The 17,353-nt window shown below is 59.4% G+C and carries 16 protein-coding genes; 8 read left to right on the forward strand and 8 right to left on the reverse strand.

What is annotated here, in order from left to right:
• Nucleotides 1–3: 3 nt before the first annotated feature.
• From purF to IMCC20628_RS05955, 6 genes are all read right to left on the reverse strand, one after another.
• Nucleotides 4–1,470, reverse strand: a complete 1,467-nt coding sequence (gene purF, locus IMCC20628_RS05930; protein WP_047029457.1) for an amidophosphoribosyltransferase — start codon at nucleotides 1,468–1,470, stop codon at nucleotides 4–6.
• A gap of 52 nt (nucleotides 1,471–1,522) precedes the next feature.
• Nucleotides 1,523–2,083, reverse strand: a complete 561-nt coding sequence (locus tag IMCC20628_RS05935) for a CvpA family protein (protein ID WP_047029458.1) — start codon at nucleotides 2,081–2,083, stop codon at nucleotides 1,523–1,525.
• Nucleotides 2,084–2,146: 63 nt separating this feature from the next.
• A complete protein-coding gene (gene radA / locus IMCC20628_RS05940) occupies nucleotides 2,147–3,556 on the reverse strand; it encodes a DNA repair protein RadA (RefSeq protein WP_047029459.1) in 1,410 nt (469 codons plus the stop codon).
• Between the two features lie 107 nt (nucleotides 3,557–3,663).
• Nucleotides 3,664–4,797 carry an alanine racemase gene (gene alr, locus IMCC20628_RS05945; RefSeq protein WP_245307886.1) on the reverse strand — a complete coding sequence of 378 codons (1,134 nt, stop codon included), beginning with the start codon at nucleotides 4,795–4,797 and terminating at the stop codon, nucleotides 3,664–3,666.
• Between the two features lie 9 nt (nucleotides 4,798–4,806).
• Entirely contained in the window at nucleotides 4,807–6,339 is a 1,533-nt protein-coding gene (locus IMCC20628_RS05950; protein WP_047029460.1) for a replicative DNA helicase, read from the reverse strand.
• A 216-nt stretch (nucleotides 6,340–6,555) separates the two neighbouring features.
• Complete coding sequence (locus IMCC20628_RS05955; protein ID WP_047029461.1) at nucleotides 6,556–7,107, reverse strand: cysteine hydrolase family protein; 552 nt, start codon at nucleotides 7,105–7,107, stop codon at nucleotides 6,556–6,558.
• Between the two features lie 93 nt (nucleotides 7,108–7,200).
• On the opposite strand from IMCC20628_RS05955, the gene IMCC20628_RS05960 reads away from it, so the two are divergent.
• A complete protein-coding gene (locus tag IMCC20628_RS05960) occupies nucleotides 7,201–8,139 on the forward strand; it encodes a helix-turn-helix domain-containing protein (RefSeq protein WP_052766311.1) in 939 nt (312 codons plus the stop codon).
• 8 nt (nucleotides 8,140–8,147) lie between these two features.
• Here IMCC20628_RS05960 and IMCC20628_RS05965 read toward each other — a convergent pair whose 3' ends face one another.
• Nucleotides 8,148–8,651, reverse strand: a complete 504-nt coding sequence (locus tag IMCC20628_RS05965) for a hemerythrin domain-containing protein (RefSeq protein ID WP_047029462.1) — start codon at nucleotides 8,649–8,651, stop codon at nucleotides 8,148–8,150.
• A gap of 223 nt (nucleotides 8,652–8,874) precedes the next feature.
• Between IMCC20628_RS05965 and ccoN the strand changes: the two genes are divergently transcribed.
• The 6 genes from ccoN to IMCC20628_RS05990 all read left to right on the forward strand — a co-directional run bounded on the left by ccoN (nucleotide 8,875) and on the right by IMCC20628_RS05990 (nucleotide 15,184).
• Entirely contained in the window at nucleotides 8,875–10,494 is a 1,620-nt protein-coding gene (gene ccoN, locus IMCC20628_RS05970; RefSeq protein ID WP_047029463.1) for a cytochrome-c oxidase, cbb3-type subunit I, read from the forward strand.
• A 12-nt stretch (nucleotides 10,495–10,506) separates the two neighbouring features.
• Nucleotides 10,507–11,238: a cytochrome-c oxidase, cbb3-type subunit II gene (gene ccoO, locus IMCC20628_RS05975; protein ID WP_047029464.1), complete on the forward strand. Its 732-nt coding sequence runs from the start codon at nucleotides 10,507–10,509 to the stop codon at nucleotides 11,236–11,238.
• An 11-nt stretch (nucleotides 11,239–11,249) separates the two neighbouring features.
• The gene (locus tag IMCC20628_RS24180) at nucleotides 11,250–11,402 is read left to right on the forward strand and encodes a cbb3-type cytochrome c oxidase subunit 3 (protein ID WP_052766312.1); all 153 of its coding nucleotides are present in this window, start codon (nucleotides 11,250–11,252) and stop codon (nucleotides 11,400–11,402) included.
• A gap of 3 nt (nucleotides 11,403–11,405) precedes the next feature.
• Nucleotides 11,406–12,269, forward strand: coding sequence for a cytochrome-c oxidase, cbb3-type subunit III (gene ccoP / locus IMCC20628_RS05980; RefSeq protein WP_047029465.1), 864 nt, complete (start codon nucleotides 11,406–11,408; stop codon nucleotides 12,267–12,269).
• 413 nt (nucleotides 12,270–12,682) lie between these two features.
• Nucleotides 12,683–13,228, forward strand: coding sequence for a YaeQ family protein (locus IMCC20628_RS05985; protein WP_047032298.1), 546 nt, complete (start codon nucleotides 12,683–12,685; stop codon nucleotides 13,226–13,228).
• A 429-nt stretch (nucleotides 13,229–13,657) separates the two neighbouring features.
• Nucleotides 13,658–15,184: a bifunctional aminoglycoside phosphotransferase/ATP-binding protein gene (locus IMCC20628_RS05990; RefSeq protein ID WP_047032299.1), complete on the forward strand. Its 1,527-nt coding sequence runs from the start codon at nucleotides 13,658–13,660 to the stop codon at nucleotides 15,182–15,184.
• A gap of 111 nt (nucleotides 15,185–15,295) precedes the next feature.
• Here IMCC20628_RS05990 and IMCC20628_RS05995 read toward each other — a convergent pair whose 3' ends face one another.
• Nucleotides 15,296–16,123, reverse strand: coding sequence for a DUF4198 domain-containing protein (locus IMCC20628_RS05995; protein WP_047029466.1), 828 nt, complete (start codon nucleotides 16,121–16,123; stop codon nucleotides 15,296–15,298).
• A 24-nt stretch (nucleotides 16,124–16,147) separates the two neighbouring features.
• On the opposite strand from IMCC20628_RS05995, the gene IMCC20628_RS06000 reads away from it, so the two are divergent.
• Nucleotides 16,148–17,308, forward strand: a complete 1,161-nt coding sequence (locus IMCC20628_RS06000; RefSeq protein WP_156174421.1) for a HupE/UreJ family protein — start codon at nucleotides 16,148–16,150, stop codon at nucleotides 17,306–17,308.
• Nucleotides 17,309–17,353 lie beyond the last annotated feature (45 nt).

A 17,353-nucleotide genomic window follows, 5' to 3' on the forward strand; every position in this document is an offset into this window, starting at 1 on the left:
GGATTATCCGTTGTTGGCCAGCAGCGACAGGCTGCGCACATTGACGTGGTCTTCCTGATCGGTGAGCACGGTCGGGTAGTCGCCAGTGAAGCAGGCGTCACAGAATTGCGGGCATTCCGCATTGCGGCCAGGCTCGCGCACGGCGCGATAGAGCCCGTCGATGGAGACAAAACCGAGACTGTCGACGCGGATGAAGTCAGCCATGGCGGCCACAGACATGCGCGAGGCGAGCAGTTTGGACTTTTCCGGCGTATCGACGCCATAGAAACACGACGACATGGTCGGCGGAGAGGCGATGCGCATATGCACTTCCCGCGCCCCGGCCTCGCGCACCAGCTTGACGATCTTCTGGCTGGTGGTGCCGCGGACGATCGAATCATCGACCAGCACGACGCGCTTGCCTTCGATCATGTTGCGGTTGGGATTGAGCTTGAGCTTGACGCCCATGTGGCGGATCGCCGAGGAGGGCGCAATAAAGGTGCGGCCGACATAGTGGTTGCGGATGATGCCGAGTTCAAACGGCAGATTGGATTGCTGGGCAAACCCGATGGCCGCCGGCGTGCCCGAGTCGGGAACCGGGATGATGACGTCAGCCTCGACCGGGCTTTCCTTGGCCAGTTCTTCGCCGATTCTCTTGCGCGCCTCGTAGACGTTGCGGCCCTCGATGTTGGAATCGGGCCGTGCGAAATAGACATATTCGAAGATGCAAAGCCGGGGCGGCTGTTTTTCGAAAGGAAAATGGCTTTCGATGCCTGTGGTGGTGATCACCACGACTTCGCCGGGGGCGACGTCGCGGACAAATCGGGCGCCGATGATGTCGAGCGCGCAGGTCTCCGACGCCAGGATATAGGCGCCGTCGAGATCGCCGATGCACAGCGGCCGGATGCCGAGCGGATCGCGGGCGCCGATCATCTTTTTCTCCGACAGTCCGACCAGGGAATAGGCACCCTCGAGTCTGGACAGCGCATCGATGAATTTTGGGACAATCCGGCTTTTCTCGCTGGTGGCGATCAGGTGCAGGATAACCTCGGTGTCCGATGTCGAGGAGAAGATCGAACCGCGCTTTTGCAATTCGCTCTGCAAGGTGAGTGCATTGGTGATGTTGCCATTGTGCGAGATGGCGAAGCCGCCACCGGCAAATTCGGCAAAGAACGGCTGGATGTTGCGCAGGCCTTCGCCGCCAGTCGTGGAATAGCGGTTATGGCCAATGGCGCGGTCGCCGGGCAAGCGGTCCATCACCGAACGTTTGGTGAAGGTGTCCCCGATCAGGCCGACATGGCGCTCGACCGAGAATTGTTGGCCATCGAAAGAGACGATGCCGGCGGCCTCCTGGCCGCGATGCTGAAGTGCATGCAATCCGAGTGTCACAACGGCAGCGGCCTCGGGCTTGCCGAAAATTCCGAACACTCCGCATTCGTCATGGAAACAGTCGGCTTCGTTATCGACAGGTATCACGCCAGTGTCTGTCATCGGTGTCGGACCTTTTTATAGACCGGCCGGATTGATCCCCGACCGGAATCACTCATCCGCTGGTAGCGGGTGCCTCGTCGGTGGCGGGGTCTTCCGCATCGCTGCCGCGCAGGCGTTCAAGGATTGTTGCGTCCGCATCATCGGGCAGCATGTTGATCAGCTTGGTTCCAAGTGAATCAAGCATCGGCTTCGATTTTGCTGTCGCCACCCATTCGGGCTGCTTCGGCGCGGCAACGAGCCAATTGAAAAACAACATTGCGACGACCACCAGCAAAACGCCGCGGGCGGCGCCAAAGACAAAACCGAGGGTCCGGTCAAGCGCACCGATTCGGCTGTCGATAATGAAATCTGCAATCCGCATGGTGATGTAGGACACGATGATCAGCGCGACCAGAAACACAACCGCCGCAGACCCGATCATGGCGATCTTGTCGGACGAGGTGTAATTCAGCGCAAATGGGGTCAGGATCGGATAGAGGAAAAATGCAGCCGCAGCCGCAGCGATCCAGGAAGCGACGGCCAGAACCTCGCGTGAAAATCCACGAACCATCGCAAGCACCGCCGAAAACAGCGTGATAACAAGCAGGATGGCGTCAAGAAGGGTAATAGGCATGAAATCGCGTTCCGTTCAGTCGCTGCCCGCCATCGCCGATTCGGGCGTAAGGATGGGCTGAATTCAGTTTTCGTCCTCGTCACCTTCGGTCAGCTGTGCCGCTTTCGAACCGGCAATGCGCGCCACCAAATCCGCCAGTGTTTCCATCAGTGCCAGACCTGCGCCCGATTTGGAAGGCAGATCGGCTGATCCCGATGGCAACACTGCGTTGGCGAAGCCCAGTTTTTCGGCTTCCTTCAGCCGTAAACCTGTTTGCGCCACTGGCCGGATGGCTCCCGACAGGCTGACTTCGCCGAAATAGACGCAATCGGCGGGAAGGGCAAGCCCGGCAAGCGAGGAAACCAAGGCTGCGGCCACAGCCAGATCGGCCGCCGGTTCGGTGATCCGGTAACCACCGGCGATATTGAGGTAGACATCATGGCTGCCTAGCCGCACGCCGCAATGGGCTTCAAGCACGGCGAGGATCATCGCCAGGCGGGAGGAATCCCAGCCGATGACGGCGCGCCGCGGCGTCCCCAGGCTTGACGGTGCGACCAGCGCCTGGACTTCGACCAGCACCGGGCGTGTGCCCTCGATGCCGGCGAAAACCGCAGCACCCGGTGATTTGGCGTTGCGCTCGCCAAGGAAAAGTTCCGACGGGTTGGCGACCTCGCGCAATCCCTTGTCGGACATTTCGAACACGCCGATCTCATCGGTGGCGCCGAAGCGATTCTTGACCGTGCGCAGAATCCGGTAGTGATGGCCGCGGTCGCCTTCGAAATAAAGCACCGCATCGACCATGTGTTCAACAACGCGCGGGCCGGCGATCTGACCGTCCTTGGTGACGTGTCCGACCAGAACCATGGCAGCGCCGGTCTGCTTGGCGTAGCGCACCATGGCGTGCACGCCGGTGCGCACCTGGGTCACGGTGCCAGGCGCCGATCCGGCGAGATCGCTCCACAGGGTCTGGATCGAATCGATAATGACAAAATCCGGGCGCTTGCCGTCGGCCAATGTGGCGAGGATGTCTTCGACATTGGTTTCGGCGGCCAGAAGCACGCCAGAATCGGCAGCACCCAGCCGCTGCGCCCGAAGCCGCACCTGGGCTACGGCTTCCTCGCCCGAGACATAGATCACCCGGTGGCCCTGACGGGCCAGGGCAGAGGCCGCTTGCATCAGCAGCGTCGACTTGCCGATGCCGGGATCGCCGCCGACCAGCACCGCCGATCCGCGGACAAAGCCGCCGCCGGTGGCCCGGTCGAGCTCATTGATCAGGGTAGAGATGCGCGGCGCTTCCTCGATTTCGCCAGCCAGACTCGCCAGCGCCACCGGGCGGCCCTTGCGCGCTGCAGTCCCCGGACCACCACCAATGCCGGCTGTCGGACTGTCCTCGACAATGGTATTCCATTCGCCGCAGCCGTCGCATTTGCCGGCCCAGCGGGCATGCACGGTTCCGCAACTCTGACAGACGAATTGAACGCGGGCTTTGGCCAAGAGTTGCTACCTTCCAAGTTGCTGTATCGGTGCCGGTTTGTCAGGAAGAGAAAGGTTTGTCCACCCTTTGTTCCGTTTTGTCGGCGAGCATCGCTGTTCGAAAAGGTTCAACCCAGATAGCTGCGCGCGTAACGTCTGCCCAGCGAGGTCAGCAATTCGTAGCTGATGGTTCCTGCTGCATCGGCGGCTTCTTCCAGCGGAATGGTCGGGCCGAGCAGTTCAATCCAGTCGCCCGGGTTGATCGCGCCATCAGGCAGATCGGTGACGTCGAACATGGTCAGGTCCATGGTGATCTTTCCAATCACCGGGATGCGGACGCCGTTGATTGCGCCGCAGGCGCCCTGTGGCACGGCCGATCGCAGCGGAACGCCCGAGCCGGATGCCGAGCGGTGAAAGCCGTCGGCGTATCCTATGCCGCAGACTGCGATCCGGCTGTCGCGGGTGCAGCTGTGTGCGCCGCCGTAACTCACCGTCTCGCCAGCCTTGGCCTCGCGGATGACAAGCACACGGGTCTCGGCGGTGACAACGGTACGGAGACGGTTGGCCACGCCTGACACCGGCTCGCCGCCATAAAGCGCAATGCCCGGCCGTGTCAGATCGTGGTGGACGGCTGCGCCAAGGAAAATGCCGCCAGAATTGGCGAGGCTTGCCTCGATCCCGGGAAAACAGGATCTGATGCCATCAAACAGTTTGATCTGCCGTGCGTTGAGCGGATGGGCCGGGTCATCGGCACAGGCAAAATGGCTCATCACCAGACAGGGGGATGGAGCGCTGCCTTGCGAATGGGCCGCGGCCTGTTCGGGCGTCAGTCCAAGCCGGTTCATGCCGGTGTCGATGTGCAGCGCATAATCCCGGGTGCCGGCGTTCTCAAGCCAAAAGGCGGCCTGTTCCGGCGAGTTGATGATCGGAATGAGATCATGCGCCAGTGTCTGCGCAAACGAACCTTCAAAAACGCCGTTCAGAACATAAATGCGGGCGTCGGGCAGCAATGGCCGCAAGCCCGCACCTTCATTGGCATCGGCGACGAAGAAGTCCCTGCACCCCTCGCGTGCCAGTCTCGGCGCAACCCGGTCTGCGCCGGTTCCATAGCCATTGGCCTTTACCGCCGCGCCGCAACGGGCGCTGCCGGAGAGGTCACGCATTTTCCGCCAGTTTTCAGCAAGTGCTGTCAGATCAACGCTCAGGCGCGTTGTCGCTGCGGACAGGGAAGCGTGGTCAATGGCGCTCGCGGATGTCGTCAAACCGTGGACCTATTCGTCGTGGGTGAACTGGTTGTAGGAATTGTCTGCCAGATCGGCAAAGCGGGTGAATTCCGCCTGGAAGCCCAACTGCACGGTGCCGGTCGGTCCGTGGCGCTGCTTGGCGATGATGACGTCGGCGGTGCCTTTGACCTTCAGCATCTTTTCTTCCCAGGCCAGGTATTCCGGGGTCTTGATGTCGGCGGCAATCTCGTCCTGCGCCCGGCGTGGCTCGCCGTTCTTGACATAATATTCTTCGCGGAACACGAACAGCACCACGTCGGCGTCCTGCTCGATCGAACCCGATTCACGCAAGTCGGAGAGCTGCGGGCGCTTGTCCTCGCGGCTTTCCACCTGACGCGACAGCTGCGACAGGGCGATGATGGGAACATTGAGTTCCTTGCCGAGCGCCTTCAGGCCGGTGGTGATCTGGGTGATTTCCTGCACCCGGTTGTCGCTCGACTTGCCCGAACCGGTCATCAGCTGGATGTAGTCGATGACCAGCACGTCAAGGCCGCGCTGGCGCTTGAGGCGGCGGGCGCGGGCCGACAATTGCGCAATCGAGATACCACCGGTCTGGTCGATGAATAGCGGGATCTTCTGCATCATCTGCGAGCAGCCGACGAGCTTTTCGAAATCGGCCTCGGAAATTTCACCACGGCGAATTTTCGACGACGAGATTTCGGTCTGCTCGGAAATGATACGGGTGGCGAGCTGTTCTGCCGACATTTCCAGCGAATAGAAGCCGACAACGCCGCCATTCTTGGCCTTCATCGAACCATCGGCCTGCACCTCGCCCTCATAGGCCTGGGCGATGTTGAAGGCGATGTTGGTGGCAAGCGAGGTCTTGCCCATGCCCGGGCGTCCGGCCAGCACGATCAAGTCGGACGACTGCAGGCCGCCCATGCGCTCATCGAGCGACGAGATGCCGGTTGACACGCCAGACAGTCCGCCATCGCGCTGAAAGGCGGCGCCGGCCATGTCGATGGCCATTGAAACGGCGTCATTGAAGGACTGGAAGCCTCCATCATAACGGCCGGTTTCGGCGAGCTCGAACAGGCGGCGTTCGGCATCTTCGATCTGGGTGCCCGGCGGCATGTCGAGCGGCGCGTCATAGGCAATGTTGACCATGTCCTCGCCGATCGAAATCAGCGCCCGGCGCTGCGCCAGGTCATAGATGGCGCGGCCATAGTCTTCGGCATTGATGATGGTGACGGCTTCAGTCGCCAGACGGGCGAGATATTGTGCCACGGTCATGTCGCCGACTTTCGAGTCGGCGGGCAGGAAGGTCTTGATCGTCACCGGGTTGGCGGTCTTGCCCATGCGGATGATGTCGCCGCCGACCTCGTAAATCTTGCTGTGCAGCGGTTCCTGGAAATGGGTCGGCTTGAGGAAATCCGAAACGCGGTAAAACGCGTCATTGTTGACCAGCATGGCTCCGAGCAACGCCTGTTCGGCCTCGATGTTGGACGGAGCCTCGCGAAACAACGGGCTTTTCTCGGCTCTGGCCGGAATAGGCTCTATTTTTCGCGCAGCATCATTCATTGTGTCTTCAATCCTCGTCGGGGTGCGGGCAATCATCTGACATAACCGGATGGGACGGCCATGTCTGCGTTAAACGGACGCGATTCGACCAAGCTCCATTTTTGTTCCCATTGTCCTCGTTGTCCACAGGCCAGTTCAACCATGAGCGGACCAAGACATGAAAATCCAAAAAAGTGCTTGGCTGTGACAATTGCCGAATCGAATCAGACGCCCGGTTCAGGGAGCACTCACAAGGCTGTTGCTGTCGACAAGCCTGGCATAGGTGCCTGAGAGCCCGGCCATGAACGCCGCATGGACCTGGACCGCCGGAACCGCGACGCCGTCAAACTCACTGTCGCGCGCTGCGCAGGCGTCGTGAACCACAGTAACGTCATAGCCCAGATCCTTGGCGGCGCGGGCGGTGGCGTCGATGCACATCTGGCTCATGGCGCCGATGATGATGACGCGCGATATGCCCCGCGACGAAAGCGTGTCCTGAAGCCTTGTGTCGACAAAACTGTTGGGCCGGTGCTTGAGGATCTTTTCCTCACCCGCAACCGGGGCGACGGAGGGGTGTATTTCGGCGCCCTTGCTGCCGGGCCTGAAGAACGGCGCTTCGTCGGAGGGAATCTCATGATGGATGTGAACCACCATTTGCCCCTGCTTGCGGGCGTGTTCGAGAACCCTGGCCGCATTCGTGCTGGCTTCGTCCATCTTGTGGAGTGGCCAGCGGCCGCTCTCGAAGTAGTCATTCTGGATATCGACGAGGATAAGAGCTGTGTCGGTCATGAGGATCTCCTTTGATTGGTGATGCAGATTTACAGAAGGTATCGATCCGAATAAATTGGCGGGTATGACAAATACTATGCTGATATCGCCAAGATGATGGCGCCCGATCGATTGCTTGCCATCATGGCCTATTCAGGCGCTCAGGAATCAGCGGTTCTCGGATTGGCCGACCTGCTGGATGCCGCCAATCTCATCAGCACCGGCCAGAACGGCGTGGTGATCAAGGTCAGTACCATCCGGCCAGAGGACCTGGCTCAAAGCCGAACATCGTTTGATGCGCTGATTCTGCCGCCAAACCGGAGCGGTGCGCGTGGCGCGGAGGATCAAGCGGTGCACAGCTGGATCCGGCAGCAGCACGGGGCAGGGACGTTGACGGCATCGGTCTGCGCCGGAGTGTTCTGGCTTGGCCACGCCGGATTGCTCAGCTCGCGGCCGGTGACAACCCATTGGGCACTTGAAGATGAATTTCGCCAGACCTTTCCGGATGCGGATTTGCAGCCAGAGCATCTGCTGATTGACGACAACGACATTGTCACCGCGGGCGGCATGATGGCCTGGGTGGACCTTGGCCTGTTCTTCGTCGAGCGCTGGCAAGGCATCGATGTGTTGACCAGCACAGCGCGACATCTGCTGATTGATCCCGGCAAACGCGAGCAGCGCAATTACCGCAGCTTTCGCCCCAATCTCCACCATGGCGACGAAACCATCCTGGCGCTGCAGTTGTGGATGGAAGGCCATGTCGAGGATGATTTGAGCGCGGAGGCGCTCGAGCTCAGGACCAGGCTGTCCGGGCGCACCTTCCTGCGCCGCTTCAAGGCCGCGACTGGGGTGAGCCCCAATGCCTATGTACAGGCGTTGCGGATCGAAAAGGCGCGCGGATTGCTCGAGCGGACCCGGGAGCCGGTCAGTGCCGTGGGCTGGTCGGTGGGCTATCAGGATATCTCGGCCTTTGGTCGGGTGTTCCGGTCGATCACCGGGCTCAGCGCCGTAGAATACAGACGCCGTTTCAGCGTTCTCGATGTCAGGCGCTGACTCTGGCTTTACGGCTGATGATGATCATCATCTTTTGGACGATCGGCCGCTGTCAATTCTTCCTGGGCGAGCAAGTGTTCGCTTTCAAAGGCAATGTGGCGGCGCATGGCTTCAAAAAATCCGCGCAGCATGTAGCCGGTGGCCTCGACATTGATATCGGCGTTGCCTGCTCCCATTGCGTGCAGGGCTTCGATCAATTCCTCGGCGAAACATTCATCCTCGCAATGCTCGAATCGCAACCGGTTGAGCGTCGCCTCGATTTTGCTGTCGCCTTTGAGCCGTTCGGCGATCATCGGAAACACCACGTCTTCCTCGAACCGGTGAACGCCGCGGATCATCGGGCCGAGAGCGCGGGCAGCATAAATGCACTTCTGCCGATTGATGCCGCCCGGAAGAGAATCAGCAATTTCTTCGAGCCGGTCGCACAGCAGCAGTTGCTCCTTGTGTGCCTTGCGCAGGGCGGCAATCGGGTCTTCGCCGTGCGCCAGCCTGATTGTGGCATCGTCTGTCATGAAGCGGTATCCCAATGTAAAGAGCGGATATTATTGGTTCTTATGTCCCTCTTCGCAGCAAGACTAAGATCGGGATCATTGGGCGTCCTTGACTTGGATCAAGGCGGCAGGCGGTTGCTTCTGCGATTTGTTCCACAGCTCGGCAAAGTCCGCGGTTTGTCCAAGGGGGCGGCGTAGCGGATTTGGCCGGTTACAGATTTGATATCCCTGGGGAATACCAACCATGAAATACGCTTTCGAAACAATCGCCGTGGGCATAGGTGCCTTTTTGGCGTTGCTCGGCGTGGCTTTCGCCAAGGACGACCAGTTCGAGGCCCATATGTGGGTCTTGTTCGTCGTGCTTCTGGCGGGAACCGTGCTGCTGCTGCGGCGCGTCAATTTTTCACCCGTCACCGGCCAATCCGCTGACGATGGATCCGGCTATTTCGACGAGGTGGTGCGATACGGCATCATTGCCACGACCATCTGGGGCATCGTCGGATTTCTGGTCGGCGTCATTGTCGCCTTCCAGCTGGCCTTTCCGGATCTCAACATTGAGCCGTGGTTCAATTTCGGTCGTACAAGGCCATTGCACACCTCGGCGGTGGTTTTTGCCTTTGGCGGTAACGCGCTGATCGCAACATCGCTTTATGTTGTCCAGCGTACGTCTCGGGCACGGCTGTTCGGCGGCAATCTCGCCTGGTTCGTGTTCTGGGGCTATCAGCTGTTCATCGTCATGGCTGCGACCGGCTATCTGCTTGGTATCACCCAGGCACGCGAATATGCCGAGCCTGAATGGTATGTCGACCTGTGGCTGACCCTTGTCTGGGTGGCCTATCTGGTGGTCTTCATGGGGACGCTGTTCAAGCGCAAGGAACCCCACATCTATGTGGCGAACTGGTTCTACTTGGCCTTCATTATCACTATCGCCATGCTGCACATCGTCAACAATCTGGCGATGCCGGTGTCGTTTCTCGGTGTGAAGAGCTATTCGCTGTTTGCGGGGGTGCAGGATGCCCTGACGCAATGGTGGTATGGCCATAACGCGGTCGGGTTCTTCCTCACTGCCGGCTTTCTGGGCATGATGTATTACTTCATCCCCAAACAGGCCAACCGGCCGGTCTATTCCTACCGGCTGTCGATCATCCATTTCTGGTCGCTGATCTTCCTCTATATCTGGGCCGGTCCGCACCATCTGCACTACACGGCTCTGCCGGACTGGGCGCAGACGCTGGGCATGGTGTTCTCGATCATGCTGTGGATGCCCTCATGGGGCGGCATGATCAACGGTCTGATGACGCTGTCGGGCGCCTGGGACAAGATCCGCACCGATCCGATCATCCGGATGATGGTGATTGCGGTGGCGTTTTACGGCATGTCGACCTTTGAGGGTCCGATGATGTCGATCAAGGCGGTCAATTCGCTCAGCCACTACACCGACTGGACCATTGGTCACGTGCATTCCGGTGCGCTCGGCTGGGTCGGCATGATCACCTTTGGCGCCATCTACTATCTGGTGCCGAAACTGTGGAACCGCCCGCGGCTCTACTCCATGCGGCTGGTCAACTGGCACTTCTGGCTGGCCACACTCGGCATCGTTGTCTACGCAGCGGTTCTGTGGGTTGCCGGTATCCAGCAGGGCCTGATGTGGCGTGAATACAATGATCAGGGCTTCCTGGTGTATTCCTTCGCTGAATCCGTGGCGGCGATGTTCCCTTACTATCTGCTGCGCGCCATTGGCGGGCTGATGTACCTCGCTGGCGGCATCATCATGGGCTGGAACGTGTTGATGACCATCCTTGGCCATGAACGGGACGAGGTCCCGATTCCGGGCAGCGAACCCGTCATGCAGCCGGCAGAGTAGGAGACAAGAACGATGTCACTTTTAGATAAACACGGTATCATTGAGCGGAACGCAACCCTGCTTATGGTCGGCTCGCTGGTGGTGGTCAGTATCGGCGGTATCGTCGAAATCACACCGCTCTTCTATCTCGAGAACACCATCGAGAAAGTCGATGGAATGCGGCCCTACTCGCCGCTGGAACTGGCCGGGCGCAACATCTATATCCGCGAAGGCTGCTATACCTGCCACAGCCAGATGATCCGCCCCTTCCGGGACGAGGTCGAACGCTATGGCCATTACAGCCTTGCGGCGGAATCGATGTATGACCATCCGTTCCAGTGGGGATCGAAGCGGACGGGGCCAGACCTCGCCCGCGTCGGCAATCGCTACTCGAATGAATGGCATGTCGAGCACCTGACCGAGCCCCGCTCGGTGGTGCCCGAATCGATCATGCCGAGTTACTCGTTCCTGAAGACGACGCCGCTCAAGGTGGCCAATGTCACCGCCGATCTGCAGGCAAACCTTGCAGTCGGTGTGCCTTACACCGAGGACATGATCGCCAATGCCAAGGCAGACCTGATGGGGCAATCCGACCCCAATGCGGATACCTCGGGCATCGAGGAGCGTTATCCGAAGGCCAAGCTGGGTGATTTCGATGGCGACCCGGCTGTGGTCACCGAGATGGACGCGCTTGTGTCCTATTTGCAGATGCTTGGTACGTTGGTCGATTTCTCGACCTACGACGAAGCGGCCGGTTACCGGTAGGGGGCTAAGCAATGGAAACCTATACAGCAATGCGCCACTTCGCCGACAGCTGGGGACTCGTCTTCCTGTTTGTCGTGTTCGTTGGCATGGTGCTCTTTCTGCTCAGGCCCGGCGCCAAGAAAGCCGCCGATGATGCAGCGCAAATCCCGTTGAAGGAGGACTGAGAGATGTCCGAGAAACACATTGATGAGGTTACCGGTGTCGAGACCACCGGCCACGAGTGGGATGGTATCCGGGAATTGAACAACCCGATGCCGCGCTGGTGGCTGTGGACGTTCTATCTCTGCATAATCTGGGCCATCGGTTATGCCATCGCCTATCCGGCGATACCGCTGATCAATGGGGCCACACCCGGACTGCTGGGCTATTCCAGCCGTGCCGATGTGGTTGCCGAACTGGCCGACGCGAAGGTCGCTCAGGGGGCTCTGCTCGAAAAGATCGCCGCCACTCCGGTGGCAGATATCGCCGGTGATCAGGAATTGCTGCAATTCGCCATTGCCGGCGGCTCGTCCGCCTTCAAGGTCAATTGTGCCCAGTGCCACGGCTCGGGCGCTTCCGGGTCAGCCGGTTATCCCAATCTCAATGATGACGACTGGATGTGGGGCGGAACGATCGACCAGATCTACCACACCATTGCCCACGGCATTCGCTATGATGCCGATGAAGACACCCACTTTTCCGAAATGCCGGCCTTTGCCGACATGCTCGAGCCCGAACAGATCAACCAGGTTGCCGCCTATGTGGTGAGCCTGAGCGATACGCCATCCGACGCGGCTCTGGTCGCGCCCGGCCAGGAGGTGTTTGCTGAAAACTGCGCCGCCTGCCATGGCGACAATGCCGAAGGTATCGTTGATTTCGGTGCGCCACGGCTGTCAGACGGCATCTGGCTCAAGGGCTCTACCGAAGCGCAGATCGTGGCGCAGGTGCGGGCTCCCAAGCATGGTGTCATGCCAGCCTGGGTCGGTCGCCTCGGCGAACCAACAGTCAAGCAGCTGGCGGTCTATGTCCACACGCTGGGCGGCGGGCTGTAAAGGCTGAGCTATCCGGGGTCTTGGAAATAGGGCCTGTCAGAGATCAGGCAATGAACCCCGCCGGATGCAAGTCCGGCGGGGTTTTGTTTGGGCCGCAGGGCGGAAAACCGGCGGTAGAACGGTGGTGCGGATTGTTCATTCTGCATGGGCGAGTGGCCGCTATGCCGGAATTTGCAGCCCTTCGCTTGATCCGGGTTCTTGGTCGTTTCGGGCGGTGATCTGGCTTTTGTCGCGATGCCCACCAAGGTCCGCAATGGGGGCTTTTCTGCCGCCTGAATCTCTTCGTGCTCGATCTGAAATTCATGACATCCGATTGTGCGGTTAGCCCGCCGTTGTTCGTGGCATTTTTAACTGCTTTCACAATGTCACCAGACGCAGTAAGCATCCTGATCTTTGAACTTTTGGAACATGTCATGGCGCAAAATGCCACTATCTACAAAGTCGAACTTTCAGTCTCCGACATGGATCGTCACTATTATGACACCCATAAACTGACCGTTGCCAAACACCCCTCGGAGACGGATGAACGGCTGATGCTGCGTATTTTGGCTTTTGCGCTGAACGCCCATGAGCATCTGGAAATGACAAAGGGGCTTTCAACGGATGACGAGCCGGACATTTGGCAGAAAAGCCTGAGCGGCGAACTTGATGTGTCGGTGGCGCTTGGGCTTCCCAGCGAAAAAGTGGTGCGCCAATCCTGTGGCAAGGCCGGCAAGGTGATCATCTATCCCTACGGCGGCAGGACGGCCGAGATGTGGTGGGACAAGATCAAAAGCACTACCGCCCGGTTCGACAATCTTCAGGTGACAAGTTTTTCCGAGAAAGACACCGGTGAACTGGCAAAACTGGCAAGCCGCGCAATGAGCCTGCAGGTCAATATTCAGGACGGCGAGGTGATGGTGAGTGCTGGTGACAGCATCGTTTACGTTACCCCGCTAAAATGGAAGAGTGCTGCTTAACATCTGCGCAAAAACGGGTTCAAGTTGCCCGGTGGTGCCCATCATGATCAGATGTGGCTCATCAATGTCAGCACTTAAGAAGCTGCGCTGCAGCGTCGAGAGCTTACGTGAACGGCAGTTTCGGGCCAAAATTTCCATTTCACCCAATGCCAGAAAAGTCTGCTTTCCGACCGTCGAGTAGGTGCCTTATCTGTCTTCCGGAATCACGCGGGATGAATTTATGGACGCTTACCGGGTCGATTTGTTCCTTCTCCTTTTGGCTGTTGCGGGAGTCGATTTGATCGCTTTCAAGTTCGGGTAAATTCAAGCGACCTCACCAGCTGTGCGGGGAACCTGGCTTGACCAGCGCGTCTATCAGACTCAAACTGAAAAGAGGAAACGCAAATGGGGACGGCCTGTTTGTGCAAGAGGTGACGAATGCCGGAAGCGATGAATCCAGACCCGACCGATCAGACGGAAGTTGTGGAATTTCTAAGCGATCCGGAAACCTACGGGGTCGAAAAGCCTGTTGAAATGATCACAACGCATTCGGCTTACGTGTTTCTCGCTGGTGATCTGGCTTTCAAAATCAAGCGGGCGGTCAAATACAACTATCTAGACTTCAGCACGCTCGATGCCCGCCGCAATGTCATTGCGCATGAACTCGCCCTGAATGCCCCGGCGGCTCCTGCGATCTATGATCGCGTGGTCACAATTACCCGCGAGGGGCCGGGCCGGCTCGCTCTGGACGGCAAGGGGATACCGGTGGAGTATGCGCTGCGGATGCACAGGTTTCGCCGCGAGGATGAGCTGACCTGTATCGCCGATGCGGGAAAGCTGACCGACGATCTTGCCGAAAAGCTGGGCCACGTTATCGCCGGCCTCCACGCCGCAGCCGAGAAACGCCCCTCCGATGGCGCAGTTCTGATTGGCGAGATCATCGACGAATTGCGCGAGGCGTTTGCCCGCATGGAACCGGTTCTGGGCCATGACAGGCTGGGGGAATATTTCAGGCGAACGGATCGAACCTTCGGCGACGTCGCTTCACTTCTGTCGCAACGATCCGCTGAAGGGTACGTGCGCCGGTGTCACAGCGATCTGCATCTGAAAAACCTTGTCATGATCGACGGGCAGCCGGTGGCCTTTGACGCGCTCGAGTTCGACGAACGGCTCGGGACCTGCGATATTTTTTACGACTTCGCCTTCCTGGTGATGGACCTGCTGCACCGGGGACTGGCCTTGCAAGCGAACGTCCTGCAGAACAGCTATCTTTGGAAATCGCGAGATTATCCCGGGCTCGCCACTTTGCCGCTATTCTTGAGCATTCGCGCCGCGATCCGCTCCATGGTTGCGGTGCAAACCATGTCCAGTGCTGTCACCGGCGATATCGCCCGAGACGCACAGACTTACCTTGAGCAGGCCATAGATTTCCTTACTCCTATAGCGCCACGGCTGGTGGCTGTCGGAGGGCTCTCCGGCTCGGGCAAGACCACGATTGCCGCTCGTATCGCTCCGAACCTGGGGTCTTCTCCGGGAGCTGTCCACCTGCGCAGCGATCTGGAGCGCAAGGCGATGTTTGGTGTCGATCCGTTGGACCGGCTGCCCGCAAATGCGTATCGGTCCGAAGCCAACAGGGATGTCTACGCCCGGTTACTGGACGAGGCAGAGCAGGTCTTGTGTGCCGGGCACAGCGTCATCCTCGACGCAACCTTTCTCGCCGAGGCTGATCGCGGGGCCTTCGGTGAGCTTTCCGTTCGTTTGGGTGTCCCGTTCGACGGCATCTGGTTGAATTCCGATCCTGCCACGCTGGAACGCCGTATTTCCACCCGCACTGCTGATGCCTCCGATGCGGATGCCGATGTGCTGCATGCGCAACTCAAGCGTGGGACCGGACCTGTGACCTGGACCGAAATCGACGCCAGCGGCGGGCTGCAGCAGGTCGTTGGATTGGTCGAAGCAGCCTTGTTCAGGGTGTGACCGCAAACGTCGCGAATGACTCCACAGCCCCAGCAACTGCCATCAGGACGAAAGCCGACCTTTGCCGAGCCTTGAAACATCGACATGTTGGGCTCGACCTGCCGTTCTGCCTTATTCCACCGCAAATGTCAGCGAAGCCCAATAGCTTTCCCAGTCGGCGTTGCGCTCAGCGGGCGCCTCGATCATGTGCACACCCGCAGCCAGATAGGTTCCTGAAGCAGGGAGGGTAAAGCTGGCCTGGCCGTTCTCATTGGTGCGGGCTAGGGTTCGTGCCGCCAGGGTGCCGTCGTTGCCACGCTGGAACAGGGCCACTTGCGTGTCGTCGAGCGGCTGACCTTCCCACAACAAGGTGAAGCTCATCTTCGCACCCGCCGAAAGCGCTTGCGGGTTTTGGCCTGCGACAAGTTCCAGCCGCATGCCGGTGGCGCGGTCCTGATCACGTGTTGCATCACCGACGTTGACGAGCGTCTTGGCGCAGCGTGTGTAGAGTTCACGGACATCGTCGCGCGACAGCCCGCGGGCGTCATGACGGGCGGGTATGGAATTCAATCCTTCAAGTTCGAGATAGGCGGCAAATTTTTCCCACTCCTTGAAGCGGATACGTTCCCCGACTGACACATAGGTGAAAATGTTGAGCCCCTCGGACTGCGGCATCAATGTCAGGGCGGGAAGATCTCCGGTTGTGCCGGTGATGTCGGTTTCGCCAAGGCTGTCGTAATGCTTGAAGGCCGTAAACCGCGACGGGATATAGGGAAAGGCATCGCCCTTGAAATCCTGCCCGACACGGAGGTCGGCTCGGATTTCGGTTTGCGGCTTGATTGAAAAAACGTGTGGTTCAATCCAGAATTCATGGGCAGAGACTGGACTAACCGCCAGCATCGCTCCAACTAGTGCCCAAGCAATGTTGCGGGCAGTTTTGCGGCGTGCCGGTTGTCCCATGGTGTTTTCTCCAAAGTGGTTCTGATGATGAATCTGTTCTTCCGTTCGATAAATCAAGTGTTTGCTGCCCTGATTTTTGCCGCGCTGCTTTTGGCAGCATCCTCTGCAAGCTTGCGCGCCCACGAAATCCGTCCGGCGATTGTCGATCTGCTTTTCCCCTGCGATGGCACGGTGCGGCTTGAGATGTCGCTGATCCTCGAAGCCGCGCTGGCCGAAATCGGCGCGGAGCATGGCGATACCGACGACAGCCCCAACGCGCAGCGCTACGACGCCTTGCGGCTGCTGGACGAGACCGCATTGGCGTCAGAGTTCGAGCGCTTCAAGGCCCGGTTTCTCGACGGTGTCAGGCTGACATCGGATGGAACCAACATTCCCCTTGATGTCACCACTGTGGATCTCGATCCGGTCGGCGATACCGATTTCGCCCGGCTGAGCCGGTTGACATTGTCGGGGCCCTTGCCGCCAAGTGCCAGCGACGTGGTGTTCTCGTTCGATCCGGCCTTTGGCCCGAGCGTCATCCGCGTTCCCGACGCTGATGGCGAATACAGCTATTCGGCCTATCTCGCAGATGGCGGACCCAGCGAAGCAATCCCGGTGGAGGGCGGCCTGGTTCTCAGCGCCGGAGAAGTCTTTGTCGATTATGTCGGCATCGGCTTCACCCACATCGTGCCCAAGGGGCTGGATCACATTCTCTTCGTGGTCGGGCTGTTTTTGCTGTCGCCGCGGCTCAAGCCGCTGCTGGTGCAGATCACCGCCTTTACCATTGCGCATTCGGTGACATTGGCGATGGCGATGCTGGGGGTGATTTCGCTGCCTGCCAGCATTGTCGAGCCGCTGATTGCCGCCTCGATCGTCTTCATCGCGGTTGAGAACCTGGCGACCAACCGGCTCAGCCCCTGGCGGCCTTTCGTGGTGTTCGGCTTCGGGTTGCTGCATGGCCTCGGCTTTGCCGGCGTGCTGACCGAAATCGGCCTGTCGCCGGCGCATTTTGCCAGCGGGTTGATTGCCTTCAATGTCGGTGTAGAGGCTGGTCAACTGGCTGTCGTCGCTGGATGCTACGCGTTGTTCGGCGCCTGGTTTTCCGACAAGCCCTGGTACCGGACGCGGGTCACCATGCCGATGTCGCTGGCCATCGCGGCCATTGCTGCGTGGTGGTTTGTCGAGCGTCTCGGATGGGTCGGTTGAGGCGTAAAAATAGTTCTCTGATGACGCGATTTGGCGCGCGTCTGC

The organism is Hoeflea sp. IMCC20628 (assembly GCF_001011155.1).
In the GTDB taxonomy this organism is placed as follows: domain Bacteria; phylum Pseudomonadota; class Alphaproteobacteria; order Rhizobiales; family Rhizobiaceae; genus Hoeflea.

Excerpts from the sequence above, each read along its gene's own strand:
- purF (WP_047029457.1), bottom strand. The coding sequence starts at position 1,470 with ATGACAGACACTGGCGTGATACCTGTCGATAACGAAGCCGACTGTTTC.
- IMCC20628_RS05935 (WP_047029458.1), bottom strand. The coding sequence starts at position 2,083 with ATGCCTATTACCCTTCTTGACGCCATCCTGCTTGTTATCACGCTGTTT.
- IMCC20628_RS05950 (WP_047029460.1), bottom strand. The coding sequence starts at position 6,339 with ATGAATGATGCTGCGCGAAAAATAGAGCCTATTCCGGCCAGAGCCGAG.
- IMCC20628_RS05955 (WP_047029461.1), bottom strand. The coding sequence starts at position 7,107 with ATGACCGACACAGCTCTTATCCTCGTCGATATCCAGAATGACTACTTC.
- IMCC20628_RS05960 (WP_052766311.1), top strand. The coding sequence starts at position 7,201 with ATGATGGCGCCCGATCGATTGCTTGCCATCATGGCCTATTCAGGCGCT.
- IMCC20628_RS05965 (WP_047029462.1), bottom strand. The coding sequence starts at position 8,651 with ATGACAGACGATGCCACAATCAGGCTGGCGCACGGCGAAGACCCGATT.
- ccoN (WP_047029463.1), top strand. The coding sequence starts at position 8,875 with ATGAAATACGCTTTCGAAACAATCGCCGTGGGCATAGGTGCCTTTTTG.
- ccoO (WP_047029464.1), top strand. The coding sequence starts at position 10,507 with ATGTCACTTTTAGATAAACACGGTATCATTGAGCGGAACGCAACCCTG.
- IMCC20628_RS24180 (WP_052766312.1), top strand. The coding sequence starts at position 11,250 with ATGGAAACCTATACAGCAATGCGCCACTTCGCCGACAGCTGGGGACTC.
- ccoP (WP_047029465.1), top strand. The coding sequence starts at position 11,406 with ATGTCCGAGAAACACATTGATGAGGTTACCGGTGTCGAGACCACCGGC.
- IMCC20628_RS05985 (WP_047032298.1), top strand. The coding sequence starts at position 12,683 with ATGGCGCAAAATGCCACTATCTACAAAGTCGAACTTTCAGTCTCCGAC.
- IMCC20628_RS05990 (WP_047032299.1), top strand. The coding sequence starts at position 13,658 with ATGAATCCAGACCCGACCGATCAGACGGAAGTTGTGGAATTTCTAAGC.
- IMCC20628_RS05995 (WP_047029466.1), bottom strand. The coding sequence starts at position 16,123 with ATGGGACAACCGGCACGCCGCAAAACTGCCCGCAACATTGCTTGGGCA.
- IMCC20628_RS06000 (WP_156174421.1), top strand. The coding sequence starts at position 16,148 with ATGATGAATCTGTTCTTCCGTTCGATAAATCAAGTGTTTGCTGCCCTG.